The 17,430-nt window shown below is 61.3% G+C and carries 18 protein-coding genes; 11 read left to right on the top strand and 7 right to left on the bottom strand.

The genetic code is table 11. The features are described from left to right. Positions 1 to 65 precede the first annotated feature (65 nt). The 6 genes from upp to FHT75_RS14645 form a co-directional block, all read right to left on the bottom strand. On the bottom strand, positions 66 to 695 hold the full coding sequence (upp, locus tag FHT75_RS14670) for a uracil phosphoribosyltransferase (protein ID WP_012759721.1): 630 nt from the start codon (positions 693 to 695) through the stop codon (positions 66 to 68). A 93-nt stretch (positions 696 to 788) separates the two neighbouring features. Continuing rightward, positions 789 to 1,757 (bottom strand): adenosine deaminase, encoded by a 969-nt coding sequence (locus FHT75_RS14665; RefSeq protein WP_028757044.1) that lies wholly within the window; start codon positions 1,755 to 1,757, stop codon positions 789 to 791. Continuing rightward, entirely contained in the window at positions 1,754 to 2,974 is a 1,221-nt protein-coding gene (locus FHT75_RS14660; RefSeq protein WP_028757045.1) for a phosphopentomutase, read from the bottom strand. The genes FHT75_RS14665 and FHT75_RS14660 overlap by 4 nt, the downstream gene beginning before the upstream one ends. Before the next feature lie 154 nt (positions 2,975 to 3,128). Then, on the bottom strand, positions 3,129 to 3,710 hold the full coding sequence (locus FHT75_RS14655; protein WP_028757046.1) for a TadE/TadG family type IV pilus assembly protein: 582 nt from the start codon (positions 3,708 to 3,710) through the stop codon (positions 3,129 to 3,131). Continuing rightward, entirely contained in the window at positions 3,710 to 4,345 is a 636-nt protein-coding gene (locus tag FHT75_RS14650) for a TadE/TadG family type IV pilus assembly protein (protein WP_028757047.1), read from the bottom strand. Before FHT75_RS14650 ends, FHT75_RS14655 begins: the two co-directional genes overlap by 1 nt. A 114-nt stretch (positions 4,346 to 4,459) precedes the next feature. Beyond that, the gene (locus tag FHT75_RS14645; RefSeq protein WP_028756117.1) at positions 4,460 to 4,870 is read right to left on the bottom strand and encodes a pilus assembly protein N-terminal domain-containing protein; all 411 of its coding nucleotides are present in this window, start codon (positions 4,868 to 4,870) and stop codon (positions 4,460 to 4,462) included. 379 nt (positions 4,871 to 5,249) lie between these two features. Here FHT75_RS14645 and FHT75_RS14640 point away from each other — a divergent pair, with 379 nt between their 5' ends. The 10 genes from FHT75_RS14640 to FHT75_RS14595 all read left to right on the top strand — a co-directional run bounded on the left by FHT75_RS14640 (position 5,250) and on the right by FHT75_RS14595 (position 14,956). Then, positions 5,250 to 5,435, top strand: coding sequence for a Flp family type IVb pilin (locus FHT75_RS14640; protein ID WP_047617466.1), 186 nt, complete (start codon positions 5,250 to 5,252; stop codon positions 5,433 to 5,435). A 123-nt stretch (positions 5,436 to 5,558) separates the two neighbouring features. Continuing rightward, positions 5,559 to 6,071 (top strand): prepilin peptidase, encoded by a 513-nt coding sequence (locus FHT75_RS14635; protein ID WP_028757049.1) that lies wholly within the window; start codon positions 5,559 to 5,561, stop codon positions 6,069 to 6,071. Between the two features lie 110 nt (positions 6,072 to 6,181). Then, a complete protein-coding gene (cpaB, locus tag FHT75_RS14630) occupies positions 6,182 to 6,997 on the top strand; it encodes a Flp pilus assembly protein CpaB (protein ID WP_047617469.1) in 816 nt (271 codons plus the stop codon). A 12-nt stretch (positions 6,998 to 7,009) separates the two neighbouring features. Beyond that, on the top strand, positions 7,010 to 8,509 hold the full coding sequence (locus FHT75_RS14625) for a type II and III secretion system protein family protein (protein ID WP_028757051.1): 1,500 nt from the start codon (positions 7,010 to 7,012) through the stop codon (positions 8,507 to 8,509). Further along, positions 8,506 to 9,264, top strand: a complete 759-nt coding sequence (locus FHT75_RS14620; RefSeq protein WP_028757052.1) for a CpaD family pilus assembly protein — start codon at positions 8,506 to 8,508, stop codon at positions 9,262 to 9,264. Before FHT75_RS14625 ends, FHT75_RS14620 begins: the two co-directional genes overlap by 4 nt. A 14-nt stretch (positions 9,265 to 9,278) precedes the next feature. Beyond that, positions 9,279 to 10,556 (top strand): CpaE family protein, encoded by a 1,278-nt coding sequence (locus FHT75_RS14615; protein ID WP_028756123.1) that lies wholly within the window; start codon positions 9,279 to 9,281, stop codon positions 10,554 to 10,556. Positions 10,557 to 10,638: 82 nt separating this feature from the next. Continuing rightward, positions 10,639 to 12,114, top strand: a complete 1,476-nt coding sequence (locus FHT75_RS14610) for a CpaF family protein (protein WP_028756124.1) — start codon at positions 10,639 to 10,641, stop codon at positions 12,112 to 12,114. Between the two features lie 7 nt (positions 12,115 to 12,121). Further along, complete coding sequence (locus tag FHT75_RS14605; RefSeq protein WP_063473510.1) at positions 12,122 to 13,129, top strand: type II secretion system F family protein; 1,008 nt, start codon at positions 12,122 to 12,124, stop codon at positions 13,127 to 13,129. Positions 13,130 to 13,144: 15 nt separating this feature from the next. After that, positions 13,145 to 14,131 (top strand): type II secretion system F family protein, encoded by a 987-nt coding sequence (locus tag FHT75_RS14600; protein ID WP_047617477.1) that lies wholly within the window; start codon positions 13,145 to 13,147, stop codon positions 14,129 to 14,131. Positions 14,132 to 14,323: 192 nt separating this feature from the next. Further along, the gene (locus FHT75_RS14595) at positions 14,324 to 14,956 is read left to right on the top strand and encodes a LysE family translocator (protein WP_047617479.1); all 633 of its coding nucleotides are present in this window, start codon (positions 14,324 to 14,326) and stop codon (positions 14,954 to 14,956) included. Positions 14,957 to 15,005: 49 nt separating this feature from the next. Here FHT75_RS14595 and FHT75_RS14590 read toward each other — a convergent pair whose 3' ends face one another. Continuing rightward, the gene (locus FHT75_RS14590; RefSeq protein ID WP_047617481.1) at positions 15,006 to 15,833 is read right to left on the bottom strand and encodes a tetratricopeptide repeat protein; all 828 of its coding nucleotides are present in this window, start codon (positions 15,831 to 15,833) and stop codon (positions 15,006 to 15,008) included. Positions 15,834 to 15,974: 141 nt separating this feature from the next. Between FHT75_RS14590 and FHT75_RS14585 the strand changes: the two genes are divergently transcribed. After that, entirely contained in the window at positions 15,975 to 17,366 is a 1,392-nt protein-coding gene (locus FHT75_RS14585) for a leucyl aminopeptidase family protein (RefSeq protein ID WP_063473509.1), read from the top strand. Positions 17,367 to 17,430: the final 64 nt, after the last annotated feature.

Here is a 17,430-nt window from a genome sequence, read left to right as displayed (position 1 = left end):
TGAAAAGGCCCGGAATGAACCAGCCGGGCCGTAAAGTCTTTCGATTTGGTAAAGAAAGGCTGAAACTATTTGGTGCCGTACATGCGGTCGCCGGCATCGCCGAGGCCGGGCACGATGTAGCCCTTCTCGTTGAGATGACTGTCGATCGATGCGGTGAAGACCGGAACATCGGGATGGGCGGCGCGGAAGTTGCGGATGCCTTCCGGGGCGGCAAGCAGGCAGAGGAAGCGGATATTGTGGGCGCCGCGCTCCTTGAGCTTGTCGATTGCCGCGATCGAGGAATTGCCGGTTGCAAGCATCGGGTCGACGACGATGATCAGGCGCTCGGCCACGTCCTCCGGCGCCTTGAAGTAATATTCGACCGGCTGCAGCGTCTCGTGGTCGCGGTAAACGCCGATATGCGAAACGCGGGCGGAAGGCACGAGATCGAGCATGCCTTCGAGCAGTCCGTTGCCGGCGCGCAGGATCGAGGCGAAGACCAGCTTCTTGCCCTCGAGGATCGGCGACTCCATCGTCTGCAGCGGCGTTTCGATCGTTTCCATCGTCAGTTCGAGATCGCGGGTCACCTCGTAACAGAGCAGCGTCGAGATTTCGCGCAACAACCGCCGGAAACTCCCCGTCGATGTCTCCTTGCGTCGCATGATGGTGAGCTTGTGCTGCACCAGCGGGTGATCGATGACCGTGACGCCGTCCATGGGGAAGCCTTTCATTCTTTCTATCGACTGTTTCTTTCACGGAAATCGGCCCGACTGCAAGAGTGGAGGCCAATCTTCCCCAGCCTCTCGTCCTTAAATCCGGGCAAGCAGGGCCTTGCGTGTCTCCTCGTCGACGAAGGCCGCTTCGATCGCCGTTTGCGTCATGCCGTTGATCTCGGCGTCGCTGAAGCCGAAGGCTCCGGCGGCAAGTTCGTATTCCCGCTCCAGCGAGGTATGGAAGAAGGGCGGATCGTCCGAGCTGATCGTCACCCTGACGCCTGCTTCCTTCAGCCGGCGCAGCGGATGGGAGGCGAAATCGGGAAAGACTCCGAGCGCGATATTGGAGCCCGGGCAGACCTCGAGCACGGTGCCGAGATCGGCAAGCCGCTTCACCAGATCGATATCCTCAACGGCGCGCACGCCATGGCCGATGCGCGAAGGACGCACCGCATCGAGCGCGTCGGTAACGCTGAACGCGCCGCAGACCTCACCGGCATGGATGGTCAGCCCCAGGCCGGCATCCCGGGCGATATCGAAGGCACGGGCGTAGTCGGCGACGCGCCCCATGCGCTCCTCGCCGGCAAGGTTGAAGCCTGTTATCAGAGGATTGCCGGCCTTAACAGCATATTCGGCAGCACCTATCACGCTCTCCGGGCCGAAATGCCGCTCGCCGGTGACGATCAGCCGAGCCTCGATGCCGCTCTTTTCCCTGGCCCGCCGGATGCCTTCGCAGATACCTGACATATAGGCGTCGGCCCCCAGTCCGATGCGCTTGCCGTGGTCGGGCGAAACGATGAGTTCGCTGTAGATCGTATTGATGCCGGCGAGTTCGTCGAGATAGGTCTCGGTTAGAAGCGCATAGTCCTCTTCGGTTCTGTAGACCTCGGAAATCTTGTCATAACATACGAGGAAGCTTGCGAAATCATGCCAGACATAGGCCCCGTCGCGAAGCTCCGCGCTGATGTCGACGCCGTATTTCCGTGCCTGCGCCGCGGTCAGAGCTGGCGGCGCCGCACCCTCCAGATGGCAGTGCAGTTCGACCTTCTTCAAATGCGATGTCACAGAAAACTCCTTCCGTGCGGTCCGGTTGGAATGCCCAGATGCCGTGCGATACTCTCGCCAATATCGGCATAGCTGCGGCGCACGCCGATCGAGCGCGACCGGATGCCGGGGCCGTAGGCGATGACAGGCACGCGCTCGCGCGTATGGTCCGTGCCACGCCAGGTCGGATCGCAGCCATGATCGGCGGTGAGCACGACGAGATCGCCAGGCTTCAGTTTCTTATGGACTTCGGGCAAGCGCGCGTCGAAAGCTTCGAGTGCCGCGGCATAGCCCGGCACATCGCGGCGATGGCCGTAGATCATGTCGAAATCGACGAAATTGGTGAAGACGAGATCGCCGTCCTCAGCCTCGTCGATGGCCGCGAGCGACGCATCCATCAGCGCCTCATTGCCGTTTGCCTTGATGACCCTGGAAATGCCCTGATGTGCGAAGATGTCACCGATCTTTCCCACAGCATGCACATGCCGGCCGTGTTCGATCAGCCGGTCGAGCAGTGTCGGCTCGGGCGGCAGCACGGAGAAGTCACGCCGGTTTCCGGTACGCTGGAAGGTAGAGGCGGACTGACCGATAAAGGGTCGGGCGATGACGCGGCCGATATTGTGGGAATCGAGCAGCCCCCGGGCCAAACGGCAAAACGCCAGCAGGCGATCGAGGCCGAAATGCTCCTCGTGCGCCGCGACCTGGAAGACGGAATCCGAGGACGTGTAGCAGATCGGCTTGCCGGTGCGGATATGGTCCTCGCCGAGCCGGGCGATGATCTCCGTTCCCGAGGCATGGCAATTACCGAGAATGCCGGGCACATCGGCCGCCATGCACAGCGCCTCGATGAATTCGGCAGGAAAGGCGTCGCCCTCCATCGGGAAATAACCCCAATCGAAACTGACAGGTGTTCCCGCGATCTCCCAATGGCCTGACGGCGTATCCTTGCCGCGGGAGATTTCGGTGGCGGCGCCATAAATGCCGTAGACCTTCTCCGGGATAGGCATGCCGGCCGGAAAACGGCCTGAGGCGGATCGCGCGATCTGCATGAGCCCGAGTTCCGACATATTGGGCAGGGAAAGCGGTCCTTCGCGCAAACCAGCGCGGTCTCCGGCTCCGGCGGCGCAGAACTCGGCGATATGGCCGAGCGTATCGGCGCCCTCGTCACCATAGGCCGCCGCATCCGGCGCCCCGCCGACGCCGAAGGAATCCAGAACGAAAAGAAAGGCACGCGCCATTTTACACCCGAAAGAGCCGATCGCCGCAATATCGAAGGCGGTTGAGATCCAGCCATATAATGCTGGGGCCGGCTTGGCAAATTGCAGCGCCGCGCATCTGTTTCAGACGCGCAAAGGACGCTTCAACACTTCGCAGAGAAGAAGGGAAGGGCGGTCAGCAGTCGCCGCAGGGGATCGAGTCGCCTTGCCGCTGGCGATAGTAATAGCTGCGGCTGATGGTGATCGTGCGCATGCCGTCCGGCATGAAGTTCGGCGCGAACAGGAACATCGTATAGGGAATGCTGACCTCGGTGCGGACCAGGAAGCTGTTTGCCGTCTTCATGTCAGACGGCACGTTGCTCACTGTGGCGTTCTTGGCATAGGGCACAGTCCCGTCCTGGGCCCAGGACCAGAGCACTTTCGCATTGGCGCCGGCGTCGATGGTAATCCCGGTGATCTTCATCGTCAGCGTCGTCGCGCTGTAGGGCACGAAGATCGTGGTTGCGACCGATGGCATCTGCGCGAGCGCGCTCTTGGTGACAGACTGCTGCTGGGTGATGAGGTCGGCCACCGACCCCGCGGCGCGCGTCACACGCTTGCTGACGCTGAGGCCGATCGTGATTTCGAAAGCACCGATATAGAGCATGACGAGTACGGGAAAGAGGATCGCAAATTCGATCGCTCCGGCACCTTTGCGGTCTCGGATGAGTCGCCGCGCCGTCAGTACGAGTCTGGTGAATGGGTTGCGCAGCGCCATTATGGATACTGCTCGTTCTGGAAGGCCGCGGTCGCGACGATCAGATATTGGCTGGGCATCGAACCGTCGGAGGGACGTATCGTGGTGATATAGGGCCTGACCAGATCCGTGATGATTTCCCAGCGGTAGTAGGCGCGCACCATGTTGATGGTGCCGGCGCCACCTGGCGCGTATTTGAAGGCAGCCGGGTTGATGTCGGCATATCTGTCGGTGGAAAGCTTGGGGATCGTCGTCGGAATGGCCGAGAAAGTGCTGAACGTCTGTACATCCAGATACAGCTTGCTCGGCGTGGCGACCTCGCTCGCCGAGCAGCTGATCAGGATCGAGATTTCATCGCAGAAAGCCTGGCGGAATTGCGCCTGGTTCATATCGGTCGTGCGGCCGAGATTGTAGGTGATCTGCCCGGTCCGCATCCGGCGGCTCATCGTATCGACGGCGTTGGACACGAGTTCCTCGGCGGCGAAGGCGACGAAGGTTTCGAGGATTGCGAAAATCACCAGAAAATAGGGAATGGCGAGCAGGGCGAATTCGATCGCCGCTGCGCCATCGCGCGAACGGGCGAGACCGCGAAACCATGAGAAACGGATTGGCGCGGAGACGCGCGCTTTATCCGTCTTCTGATCAATTACCGTCATTACCTGGATCCGAGCGACATTCTCCGTCCGCCACACTAGGAGCCGTTCGTTGATTTTCCGTTTCAACCTGACACGACGATTTTAACGAATGGTCGAAGAACTGAAGTAAACCGATCAGGGCGAGGCGGCGGCGGTGGTCGCTTGCTGTGCGTGCTGCTCGCAATTCGGCGTGCACGACAGCACGGAGCGCTCGGTCTGCCGATAGACGCGCACCGTATTGCCTTCGTCAATCGACACCAGGATGCGTTCGTCGAGGATCGCATTGCCGTCGGCATCGAGAAGGACCAGATTGGTGGTGCCGAAGCTGCGTCCCGTCAGCACGATGGTCTTGGCGTCGGCGACGGTCGCATCGGCGACCTTGGCGTTGCCGACGATGACCTTGCTGACGGGGCGGTCGAGTTTCAATACGCGCGCGTGATCCATATAAACACGCAGCATGTCATCGTCTGCGGCCGCGGAAACTCCCGAAACACCGAAAACGGCGATCATGCCGGCAAAGAAAATGGTTTTGCCGCTCGATGACATTTGGTCCTCTTTCACGATCACAGCGCAATATCCGCATAGAATGGAAAAAAATGGTGAACGAAGCCTTAAGCCTGGCATCCTGTTCCGAGATGAAGCGCAATGATCCGATTTGGCACGGGTTTAGAGTGGTACACGTCTCGGTTGGAGGTGGAATCTGCGCTATTTCCGGATGAACGCACCTGTTATTCCAGGAATATCATTAAATATTGAGGTAAGTGTGCAAGAAAATACTGACTCTACAAAGGCCTGTTGCCTCATTCGCATCTCGTTAACTCTTTTCCTTAAGCCGATGGAAACGGCCATTCGCTAGGTTGCAGTCATCCGATCAACGGCAACAGTTGGCGGACGTGCTGAACATCAACTGGAGTTAGGAGTTACCATGACCAAGCTTTTTAGCCGTTTTCTGAAGGACGAATCCGGCGCGACCGCAATCGAATACGGCCTGATCGCCGCTCTCATTTCCGTAGCGCTCATCACCGGCGCAACGAGCCTGGGCAACAGCATCAGCACCACGTTCAACAATCTCAGCACCAAGATGAATACCGGCGTTACCGCGTCGAACTAAGACAAAGGCCGTCGGGCGGCGACCAATAATACGGCCGGATTCGCTCTGACCGATCTATCGAGTGGGCTCACAGGCTGAACGGCCGTGAGCCTTTTCGCATCAAGTCACGATCGGGGTATACGCATGATCGCAACTGCAGTCTTCGTGATACTGCCATTCTGCCTCGCTATGGCCGCGTTCTCGGATCTGTTCACCATGACGATCCCGAACCGCGTATCTCTGATCCTCATTGTTTTCTTCTTCCTCCTTGCACCGCTCTCTGGCCTGGCCTTGGGTGCGATCGGCATGCATCTTGCGGCCGCTGCCATCGTCTTTTGCGTCTGCTTCGCTCTTTTTGCATTCAATGTGATGGGCGGCGGCGACGCCAAACTGTTGAGCGCCACCGCTCTCTGGTTCGGCCTGAACCAATCCCTCGCCTTCCTGATGCTTGATGTCGCCGCCATCGGCGGCCTGATCACCTTGCTGATCTTGCTGGTGAGAGCGCAATCGAACACCATCCTGGCCATCGGCCTGCCGGTTCCGAATTCGGTCCTTCTCGCCAAGAAGATCCCCTACGGCATCGCGATCGCGATCGGCGGCTTCATGGCCTTTCCTTCGTCGCCGCTGTTCCTCGCCGCGTTGGAAAGCCTGAAATAACGGCATTTTAAATGCTCGTTAACTTAAAATGTAAGCGTTCCATTAACCATAATTATACCAATTGCTGAGCATTCTGCAGGGCGAACATATCGTGCCCTGAGGAATGATCGATGAAACCGGCCCGCCTTATAATCCTAGCTGTCGCCGTGGTGGCGGCCGGCCTTGCCGGCCTCTTGGCGATGCAGATGGCAGGCCGTGGTGGTGTCGTCACCCAGGTCCAGTCGGTCATCGAGAAGGAACCGACCGTCAACATCCTCGTCTCGAGCGCCAATCTGCCGGTCGGCGCAAGGCTGGATGAAAAGTCGATACACTGGATGGCCTGGCCGCAAGGCGGTGTCGTCCCGGGCCTCATCACCGAAGCCGACAAGCCGGATGCGATCAAGGATCTGCAGGGCGCCGTCGTGCGTCTTCCGATCTTCGAAGGCGAACCGATCCGGCCGGAAAAGGTTGCCGATTCCAACAGCCGCATCCTCTCCTCACTGTTGCCGGCCGGCAAGCGCGCCGTCGCGACCGAGATATCGGTGGCAACAGGCGCCGGCGGTTTCATCCTGCCGAACGACCGTGTCGACGTCATCATGGTCCGCAAGGGCGCTGAGGCCGACAAGCTCATAACCGAAACCGTGCTGAGCAATGTCCGCGTTCTCGCCATCGACCAGCAGATCCAGGAAAAGGACGACGGTTCGAAATCGGTGGTAGGCACGACCGCGACGCTCGAGCTCACGCCCGACCAGACGAAGGTTCTCGCCGTCGCCCAGCAGATGGCGGACCGGCTGTCGCTGGCGCTGCGCTCGGTCGCCGATGCGCAGGAGCAGGATACCAGTGCAGCCGACTATCTCCTGAGCGGCGACAACGGCAGTGCGATCATTCAGGTCATCAAATCAGGCGCCATCGTCACGGATGCCAGCGCAGCACCGAAGGCGGAGTAAAAGGACGTGCAAATGGGCAATTCAACGCGGCGCGGCGGACTTCTCCTGACAGGTTGCCTCTCGCTGGTAATCGGCGTCTCCGGTATAGTGCCGGCCTCGTTCGTTCCAGTTCTCGGGGCAGGCGAGGCGCGTGCCGATTCCGAAAGTCTGATCCGCATCTCGCAGACCGGCCCTGATGCCCATCGTCGGCTGAAGCTCGGGCTGAACAAGGCCGTCGTCGTCGATCTGCCGGAGGATGCGCACGATATCCTCGTATCCGATCCGACCATGGCCGATGCCGTGACCCGCACCTCGCGGCGAATCTACTTGTTCGGCAAGAAGGTCGGCCAAACCAATATCTTTGTCTTCGGCGCCGGCGGGCAGGAGATCGTCAATCTCGACATCGAGATCGAGCGCGACGTCTCCGGTCTCGAAGTCAATCTCCGCCGCTTCATTCCCGACTCCCGCATCAACGTCGAAATCGTCTCCGACAATATCGTGCTGACCGGCACCGTGCGCACGCCGCAGGATGCCACGCAGGCAGCCGATCTGGCGCAGGTCTTCCTGAAAGGCGGCGAGGCGACGACCAGAACCGAGACGGCATCCGGCACCGGCGGCGACAGCTCGGTGGCGCTCTTTGCCGAAGGCCGTCAGACCTCGCAGGTCGTCAATCTCTTGCAGATCGAGGGTGAGGATCAGGTCACCCTCAAGGTGACGATCGCCGAGGTTCGCCGCGAGGTGCTGAAGCAACTCGGCTTCGACAATCTGGTTTCCAGTTCTTCTGGAATGACCGTCGCCCAACTCGGCAGTCCGAGCGCCGACGTCGCGACATCGACGGTTGGAGGCGGCCTGGCGGCGCTCTTCAAGAGCTCGATCGGCAAATACGACATTTCGACCTACCTCAACGCGCTGGAACAGGCCAAAGTCGTCAAGACGCTCGCCGAGCCGACGCTGACGGCGATATCGGGCCAGGCCGCGACCTTCAATTCCGGTGGCCAGCAGCTTTATTCGACGACCGACAGCGACGGCAACGTCACCGTCACGCCGTTCAACTACGGTATCAACCTGGCCTTCAAGCCGGTCGTGCTGTCCTCGGGACGAATCAGCCTGCAGATTAAGACCAATGTCTCCGAGCCGGTGGCCGGCAGCGGCAACGCCACCTACCAGCGCCGTTCGGCGGAGACTTCGGTGGAACTGCCGTCGGGCGGCTCGATCGCGCTGGCCGGCCTGATCCGCGACAATGTTTCTCAGACGATGGGCGGCACGCCCGGCGTCTCGAAGATCCCGCTGCTCGGGACGCTCTTCCGCCAGAAGGGTTTCGAGCGTCAGGAAACCGAGCTCGTCATCATCGCAACGCCCTATCTGGTGCGTCCGGTGGCACGCAATCAGCTCAACCGGCCGGACGACAATTTCAGCCCTGAGAATGACGGTGCGACCTTCTTCCTCAACCGTGTCAACAAGGTCTATGGCCGCCGCGAGGCACCCGTCGCCGACGCGCAGTTCCACGGCTCGATCGGGTTCATCTACAAATGAGCGGGGCACGATCGGCAGCAATGGCACAAAACAGAGATCAGGCGATGGCCCATATGAATTCGACGACACCCCGCCTCGGACTCTCGAAGGCGCTTCTGGCGGCAGCCGGCGTTTCGGTGGCGATCCTTTCCGGATGCGCCGGCCCCCATGACCAGCTGACAACAGGCGGCATCCCCGACGATTACCGCGCCCGTCACCCGATCATCGTGACGGAAGCGGAGCAGACGGTGGATATACCCGTCGCCTCGACCGATCGCCGCCTGACCATCGCGCAGCGCGACCTTATTCGCGGTTTTGCCGCAAACTACCGCATGCGCGCCTCAGGCCCGGTTTACGTGCTGTCGCCGCAAGGTTCGCCCAATTCGGCGGCGGCCTACCAGCTGCGCAACCAGGTCCGCGCCGAACTGGCCTCGAGGGGGATCGCAAGCTCGAAAATCGTCAACACCTCCTATGCCGCTGCCGGTTCAGGCGATGCGGCGCCGATCCGGCTGAGTTTTACCGGCACCACTGCGGTCACCACGCAATGCGGCCAGTGGCCGAAGGACATCTCGAGCGATCTGACCAACCAGAATTACTATAATTTCGGCTGCGCCTCGCAGAACAACCTTGCCGCCCAGATCGCCAATCCGGAGGATCTGGTGGCGCCCCGCGGCATGACCCCGATCGATGCGCAGCGGCGCAACAATGCCATCCAGGAATACCGGACGACGACGTCGACGATCGAAGATATCGCCGACAGCAACAGCGGCTTCTGAGGCGGAACGGGACGATGAGCGCGATCGAATACGAAATCAGGAATCCCAGCGAGCTTCGCATCGCCGATGAGGCGGTGCGCATGGCGGATCTGGAAAATATGCGGCCGCTGCCGCGTATCTCCGTCCACGCCTTCTGTGAGAGCGAGGCCCTGCAGCAGGTCATGGAACGCTGCGCCAATGATCGGCGCGTGGCGAAGGTCAGCATGCGCATCACCAGCGGCGGCATTGCCGCTGCCGCCAATATGTTTTCCGGCGCCCCGACCCCGAACCTCATCATCCTCGAGAGCAAGACCAATGCCGCAAACCTGCTCGGCGAACTCGCGCCGCTCGCTGCCGTCTGCGATCCGACGACCAAAGTCGTCATTATCGGTTATTACAACGATATCGGGCTTTATCGCGAGCTGATCCGCAACGGCATTTCCGAATACATGGTCCAGCCCGTCGCCATGCCTGATATCCTGGCGGCGATGGCCTCGATCTTCGTCGATCCGGAAGCCGAGCCGCTCGGCCGCAGCATCGCCTTCATTGGTTCGAAGGGTGGCACCGGCGCTTCGACCATCGCGCATAATTGCGCTTTCGGCATTTCCAATCTCTTCTCCACCGAGACGATCCTCGCTGATCTCGATCTGCCCTATGGCACGGCCAACATCGACTTCGACCAGGATCCGGCGCAGGGCATCGCGGAAGCGGTCTTCGCGCCTGATCGTCTCGACGAGGTCTTCCTCGATCGCCTGCTGACGAAGTGTTCCCAGCATCTTTCCCTGCTTGCTGCACCCTCGCTGCTCGACCGCGCCTACGATTTTGACGGCCAGGCCTTCCAGCCGGTGCTCGATGTCCTGCAGCGCAGTGCGCCCGTTACCGTGCTCGATGTGCCGCATGCATGGTCGGAATGGACGCGGTCGGTGCTGTCGAGCGTCGACGAGGTGGTCATCACAGCGGTTCCTGATCTCGCCAACCTGCGCAACGCCAAGAACATGCTGGATGCGCTACGCAAGATGCGGCCAAACGACAAGCCGCCGCATCTCATCCTCAATCAGGTCGGCATGCCGAAACGTCCGGAGATTTCGCCGTCGGATTTCTGTGAACCGCTGGAGATCGATCCGATCGCGATCATCCCCTTCGACATCAATCTTTTCGGCAATGCCGCCAATAGCGGCCGGATGATCTCGGAAGTCGACCCGAAATCGCCGACGGCGGAAACCTTTTCGCAGATATCGCACATCGTCACCGGCCGTGTCGCGATCAAGAAGGCGAAGAAGGGCGGCCTGCTGGGCCTCCTGAAGCGCAAGTAGACAAAGAGCAATTCCAGCAACAGCGGTTTTGCGTCCGGAATTGCGTGAAGACAAAAAGATAGAGCAGATTGGATCGAGCGGTATGTTTGGAAAACGCGGAAACGAAGGTTTCGGAAAGGCCGGAGGGGCGATTGCTCCCCCGCCGCCGGCTCCGGCCGCCGTCCCCGCGGCCTCTTCACCCTCCGTTCTGGTCGAACCGTCGCGCGAGCCCGCTCGCCAGCAGGTGACGCCGCCGCCGATGCAGACGCCGCAGCGCAAGCGCCCCGTCCGCACCGATGAATATTACGACACCAAGGCGCAGGTCTTTTCCGCGCTGATCGATACGATCGATCTCTCGCAGCTTTCCAAGCTCGACGGCGAAAGCGCGCGCGAGGAAATCCGCGACATCGTCAACGACATCATCACCATCAAGAATTTCGCGATGTCGATCTCCGAGCAGGAAGAGCTGCTCGAGGATATCTGCAACGACGTGCTCGGCTACGGCCCGCTGGAGCCGTTGCTGGCGCGCGACGATATCGCCGATATCATGGTCAACGGCGCCGGTCAGACCTTCATCGAAGTCGGCGGCAAGACGATCGAATCGGAAATCCGCTTCCGCGACAATGCGCAGCTTCTCTCCATCTGCCAGCGCATCGTCAGCCAGGTCGGCCGCCGCGTCGACGAATCGAGCCCGATCTGCGACGCACGCCTGCCTGACGGTTCGCGCGTCAACGTCATCGCGCCGCCGCTGTCGATCGACGGACCGGCGCTCACCATCCGCAAGTTCAAGAAGGACAAGCTGACGCTCGATCAGCTCGTCCGTTTCGGCGCGATCACGCCGGAAGGCGCGACCGTGCTGCAGATCATCGGGCGCGTGCGCTGCAACGTCGTCATTTCGGGCGGCACCGGCTCGGGCAAGACGACGCTTCTGAACTGCCTCACCAATTATATCGACAGGGACGAGCGCGTCATCACATGCGAGGATACGGCTGAACTGCAGCTGCAGCAGCCGCATGTCGTCCGTCTCGAAACGCGCCCGCCAAATATCGAAGGCGAGGGCGAGATCACCATGCGCGATCTCGTCAAGAACTGCCTGCGCATGCGTCCCGAGCGTATCATCGTCGGCGAAGTGCGTGGACCTGAAGTTTTCGACCTCTTGCAGGCGATGAACACCGGTCACGACGGCTCGATGGGCACCATCCACGCCAATACGCCACGCGAATGCCTGAGCCGTATCGAATCGATGATCGCCATGGGCGGCTTCACCCTGCCGGCAAAGACGGTGCGCGAGATCATCTCCACCTCGGTCGACGTCGTCATCCAGGCGGCGCGCCTCCGCGACGGTTCGCGCCGCATCACCCAGATCACCGAGGTGATCGGCATGGAAGGCGACGTCATCATCACTCAGGACCTTATGCGCTACGAGATCGAAGGCGAGGATGCGGGCGGCCGCCTGATCGGCCGGCACATGTCGACCGGCGTCGGTAAGCCGCATTTCTGGGATCGCGCCCGCTACTTCAACGAGGAAAAGCGCCTTGCCGCCGCCCTCGACGCGATGGAAGCGAAAACGAAGGAATAGGCGAGATATGTTCGGGTTCGATCCGATAGTGCTGGCAATCGTCGTCCTCGCCGCCGTCTCCGCGGCGGCGGTCGCCTATACCCTGATGTTTTCCCGGATCGAGGCCGACAAGAAATCGGCAAGCCGTATCAACCGCGTCAAATCGGCCGAAAGCGACCGGGTCAAGGTCAAGGCTGCCCGCGATCGGGTACAGGAGCTGTCGAAGCGCCGCAAATCGGTGCAGGACAATCTGAAGGATCTGGAAAAGCGCCAGCACGAAAAGACCAAGAAAACCCTGTCGCTGAAATCCCGGCTGGTGCAGGCCGGCCTGTCGATCTCGGTGGCGAAATTCTATCTCTTCAGCGCCATCTTCGCCTGCGTGTTGCTGCTCGTGGCCCTGGTCGTCGGTACTTCCTTGATGGTCATGGTCGGTATCGCCGTTGTCGCCGGTCTCGGCCTGCCGCGCTGGATCCTCGGTTTCCTGATCAAGCGCCGCCAGAACAAGTTTCTCAACGAGCTCCCCAATGCGCTTGACGTCATCACCCGCTCGATCAAATCGGGGCTGCCGCTCAACGATGCGATCCGTCTCATCGCAACCGAAGGCACAGAACCGGTCAAGAGCGAGTTCCTGCGGGTGATCGAGGCGCAGCAGGTGGGACTCAGCATCCCCGACGCCTGCGCCCGTATGACGACCCACATGCCGCTCCAGGAAGTCAACTTCTTCGCCATCGTCATCGCCATCCAGTCGCAGGCTGGCGGCAATCTGTCGGAAGCGATCGGCAACCTCTCCAAGGTGCTGCGTGAGCGCAGGAAGATGAAAGCCAAGGTCTCGGCGCTCTCGATGGAAGCCAAGGCGTCTGCCGTCATCATCGGCGCTCTGCCCTTCATCGTCGCGACTCTCGTCTACCTCACCTCGCCGAACTACATGATGATCCTTTTCACCGATCCGCGTGGCCATTTCATCATGGGCGTCTCTGCGATCTGGATGTCGATCGGTATCTTCGTCATGCGTAACATGGTCAATTTTGACATCTAGCCGGAAGGAAGCACCATGTCGCAGGATCTTGCCGCAACGCTGACCAATCCGAGCATGCTGATTGCGCTCTTCGTCGCGATCGCCGTCTTCGCCACCTTTTACACGATCGCCATTCCATTTTTCGAGCGCGGCGATCTCAACAAGCGCATGAAGGCCGTTTCGACCGAGCGCGAGCAGATCCGCGCCCGCGAACGCGCCCGCATGAACATGGAAACCGGCGCTGGCAAAGCCTCACTCAGGAGCCAGAACAACCGCTCGGTCCGCCAGATCGTCGAGCGTTTCAATCTGCGTAAGGCGCTCGTCGACGAGAATACGGTCAACAAGCTGCGCGCCGCCGGTCTCCGTTCGGAGAATGCGCTGAATACCTTCCTCGTGGCGCGTTTCCTGCTGCCCTTCCTCTTCTCGACGCTTGCCGCCGTCTGGGTCTTCGGCCTCGGCAATCTCGCCGGACGGGGCATGCCCATCCGCCTCTTTGCCGTCATCGGCATCGGTTATCTCGGTTTCTACGCGCCCAACATCTATATCTCGAACCGCATGGGCAAGCGCCAGCACTCGATCAAGCGCGCTTGGCCGGATGCGCTGGACCTGATGCTGATCTGCGTCGAATCCGGCATCTCGATCGAGGCCGCGATGCGGCGCGTGTCGGAAGAACTCGGCGAGCAGTCGCCGGCGCTCGCCGAGGAGATGGTGCTGACCACGGCCGAGCTCTCCTTCCTGCCGGATCGCCGCGTGGCGCTCGAAAATCTTGCCACCCGCACCCAGATCGAGCTGGTACGCTCGGTAACTCAGGCGCTGATCCAGGCCGATCGCTACGGCACGCCGGTCGCGCAGGCGCTGCGCGTTCTCGCCCAGGAAGGACGCGATGAGCGCATGAACGAAGCGGAAAAGAAGGCGGCCGCCCTGCCGCCGAAACTGACGGTGCCAATGATCCTGTTCTTCCTGCCGGTGCTGATCGCCGTCATTCTCGGTCCGGCTGGCATCCAGGTGGCAGACAAGTTCTGACGGTTGAGCTGGAAACAGGCTACCGCTTTCGGCAGAAGGCGATGTGCATCAAGGACTATTGGTCTGATCCGCAGTCAGCCAACGCGCGTGACCGGCGCCGGCATAGCTGGTAAACGGGATGAGAGACTATCGCAGGCGCGGATGCAACCGCAGGCCCCCTGGCGCTCATTCAATCCAAAGGGAGGTTCTCCGATGTCTTCTGCAGGCATTTTCATCAGCATCATGGCAGCCTTGGTGGTCGGTGCGATGAGCCCCGGCCCGAGCTTCGTCGTCGTTTCCAGGATTGCCATCTCGCGCTCACGGCTGGATGGTCTCGCGGCGGCACTCGGCATGGGCGCCGGCGGCGTCGTTTTTGCGGTCCTGGCGCTTGCCGGCCTGACGGCGCTGCTGTCGCAATTCGAATGGCTCTATGTCCTGCTGAAGGTCGCTGGCGGCGCCTATCTCGTCTATATCGCCGTCAATATCTGGAGGAGTGCCGGTCAGCCGCTCGAGATCTCCGATGCCGCCAACGGCAATCGCGCGCCCATGCGCAGCTTCGTGACCGCGCTGCTGACCCAGATCAGCAACCCGAAGACCATTATCGTCTATGCCAGCATCTTTGCCGCACTTCTGCCGAGGACGGTTCCGTTCAGTCTCATTGTGGCGCTGCCACTCGGTGTCTTCGCCGTGGAGGCGGGCTGGTATTCGATCGTCGCCCTTGCCTTTTCGGCACGCCACCCGCGGCGGCTCTATCTTGCCGCCAAGCACTGGATCGACCGCACGGCAGGTGCCGTCATGGCCGGCCTCGGCCTACGGCTCATTCTTGCGGGCGTGAGTGATCGGTAGGATGTCGCGCGATTGACTTCGGGTGCTCTCAAGCTTGGAGGAGATCCGGTCAGTTCGTATTGCTGTCGCCCGGCGTCTTGTCTTTGGCGGCGAGCTTCTGCCAGGAATTCTGCTGCGACAGCATCCCTCTGAGATAGGCGACGTTGGCATCGGCCTGCTGCGGCGAAAGTTCGCGCCGCGCGATCTGCTCGGCTTCCGGGAAGCGTCCCTGCAGGCCGACGACGAGGGCAAGGTTCTGCCGGACGCGGCTGTCGGCCGTGGGTTGGCCGGCGGCGGAGCGCAGGTAGGTTTCGGCCGTGCGCAGATCGCCGGTCAGCACGTAAGACATGCCGAGGTTGGACAGAATGGAAGGCTCGTTCGGCTGGATGTCGAGCGCGTCGCGGTAGCGCTGCCGGGCATCGCTTGCCCGGCCCATCTGATCGAGGATCGCGCCTTCGGCCGAGATCAGTCTCCAGTCCGGACGGTCCGGCGTCTGGGCGCGGCCGATCGTGTCGAGTGCCTGCTGGAACTGACCGGCCGCTGCCTGTGCCTTGCCATAGGCGGCCAGCACGGTACGGTCGCCCGGGTTGGCGATCGCCACCTGCTGCATGACGGCGAGCGCCTGCGTGTCGCGGCCGTTCATCCGCAGCAGATTGGCATAGCTGACGCCGGTGATGGGATCGCGCGGATTTTTTTCATAGGCCTGGCCGAGCCGGTCCGTCGCCGAGCGCAGTTCTGTCGCGTCCATCTCTTCAACCGGCTTGGTGAGCTTCGGCACCGAGCCTGTGGTCATCCGGTCCTTGGTCGTCGAACAGCCGGCAAGGGCAAGGACGAGCAGCGATGCCGCCGCACCCTGCAGGATACGATTCGTGAATGTGGTGGCGAGTGAGGCAGGCATGACGCGTTCCTGATTCCGAAATCGGCGCCTGACCTCGAAGCGGAACAGGGAAAGGTTTGACGCAATCTTCGCTCCAGCAATAGTCTGTTAACCCTAACAGACCGTTAAGGAACGATTCCTTACGACCGCCGAAGGACAATCATGGCCCCCTATCAGTTCATCGAAAGACCGACCCCATTCAACACGAAGGGCGGTTCGACGCTGCCGATCTTTGCCGTCACGCCTGCCCATATCGAAACCGGCACGATCGATCCGATCGCGCTCGATTGGGCGCGCAGGGCGGGCTATAAGGCCGAAAGCGGGTCGCTGCTGTTGATCCCGACGGCCGAAGGCCATCTCGGCGGCGCGCTTTACGGTCTCGGCACCAATCCCTCCGAGCAGCCTTACATCACCGGCAGGCTCGCCCGCACGCTGCCGGCCGGCGACTGGCACATCGAAACCGCGCCGCTGACGGCCAATCGCCTCGCTCTCGGCTTCGGGCTCGGCAGCTACCGTTTCGATCGTTACAAATCCGAAAAATCACCAGCGGCGACGCTGATGATCCCCCGCGATGCCGATGGCGCCGACATCAAGCGCCAGCTTGCCGGCGTCTTTCTCGCCCGCGACCTCATCAATACGCCGACGAACGACATGGGGCCGAACCAGCTCGAGGCCGTTTTCCGTGGCCTGGCCGCACATTACAAGGCGGAGGTATCGGTAATATCGGGCGACGACCTGCTCACGCAGAACTTTCCGCTGGTCCATACCGTCGGCCGCGCCAGTGCCGACGCGCCGCGCCTTCTCGAGCTGCGCTGGGGCAAGAAGGGTCATCGCAAGGTGACGCTGGTCGGCAAAGGCGTCTGCTTCGATACCGGCGGTCTCGACATCAAGCCTGCGGCCTCCATGCTCTTGATGAAGAAGGATATGGGCGGCGCGGCGAATGTGATGGGGCTTGCCCTGATGATCATGGACGCCAAGCTGAAGGTCGACCTGCGCGTCATCGTGCCCGTGGTCGAAAATGCCATCTCGTCCAATGCCTTCCGCCCCGGCGACATCTACCGGAGCCGCAAGGGTCTGACCGTCCAGATCGACAATACCGACGCCGAAGGCCGTCTGATCCTTGCCGATGCGCTGGCCTATGCCGATGAGGAAGAGCCCGAGCTGCTGATCGACATGGCGACGCTGACAGGTGCAGCCCGCGTTGCGTTGGGTCCGGATCTCCCGCCGTTCTTCACCGATGACGCCAATCTGGCGCATGACCTGACCGAAGCGAGCCTGGAAACCGATGATCCGATCTGGCGACTGCCGCTCTATTCCGGCTACGAAAAGGATATCCGCGCCAAGTTCGCCGACCTCACCAATGCCCCGGCCGGTGGCATGGCGGGGGCAATTACCGCGGCCCTTTTCCTCAAGCGTTTCGTCAGCAAGACGAAGAGCTGGGCGCATTTCGACATTTACGGCTGGGCCCAGTCCGAACGGCCGCATTCGCCGGGCGGTGGCGAGGCACAGGCGATCCGCGCACTCTTTCACCATATTCGTCAGAGCCTGCGCTGAGGCCATGCGCAAAAGGCGCTGAGGCGTCGCGTGTTCACGCGCTGCGCCTCGCCGCCGATCATTA

This window comes from Rhizobium sp. BK112, assembly GCF_014193215.1.
In the GTDB taxonomy this organism is placed as follows: Bacteria; Pseudomonadota; Alphaproteobacteria; order Rhizobiales; family Rhizobiaceae; genus Rhizobium; species Rhizobium anhuiense.
This window is presented reverse-complemented; position numbering and strand designations above follow the sequence as displayed.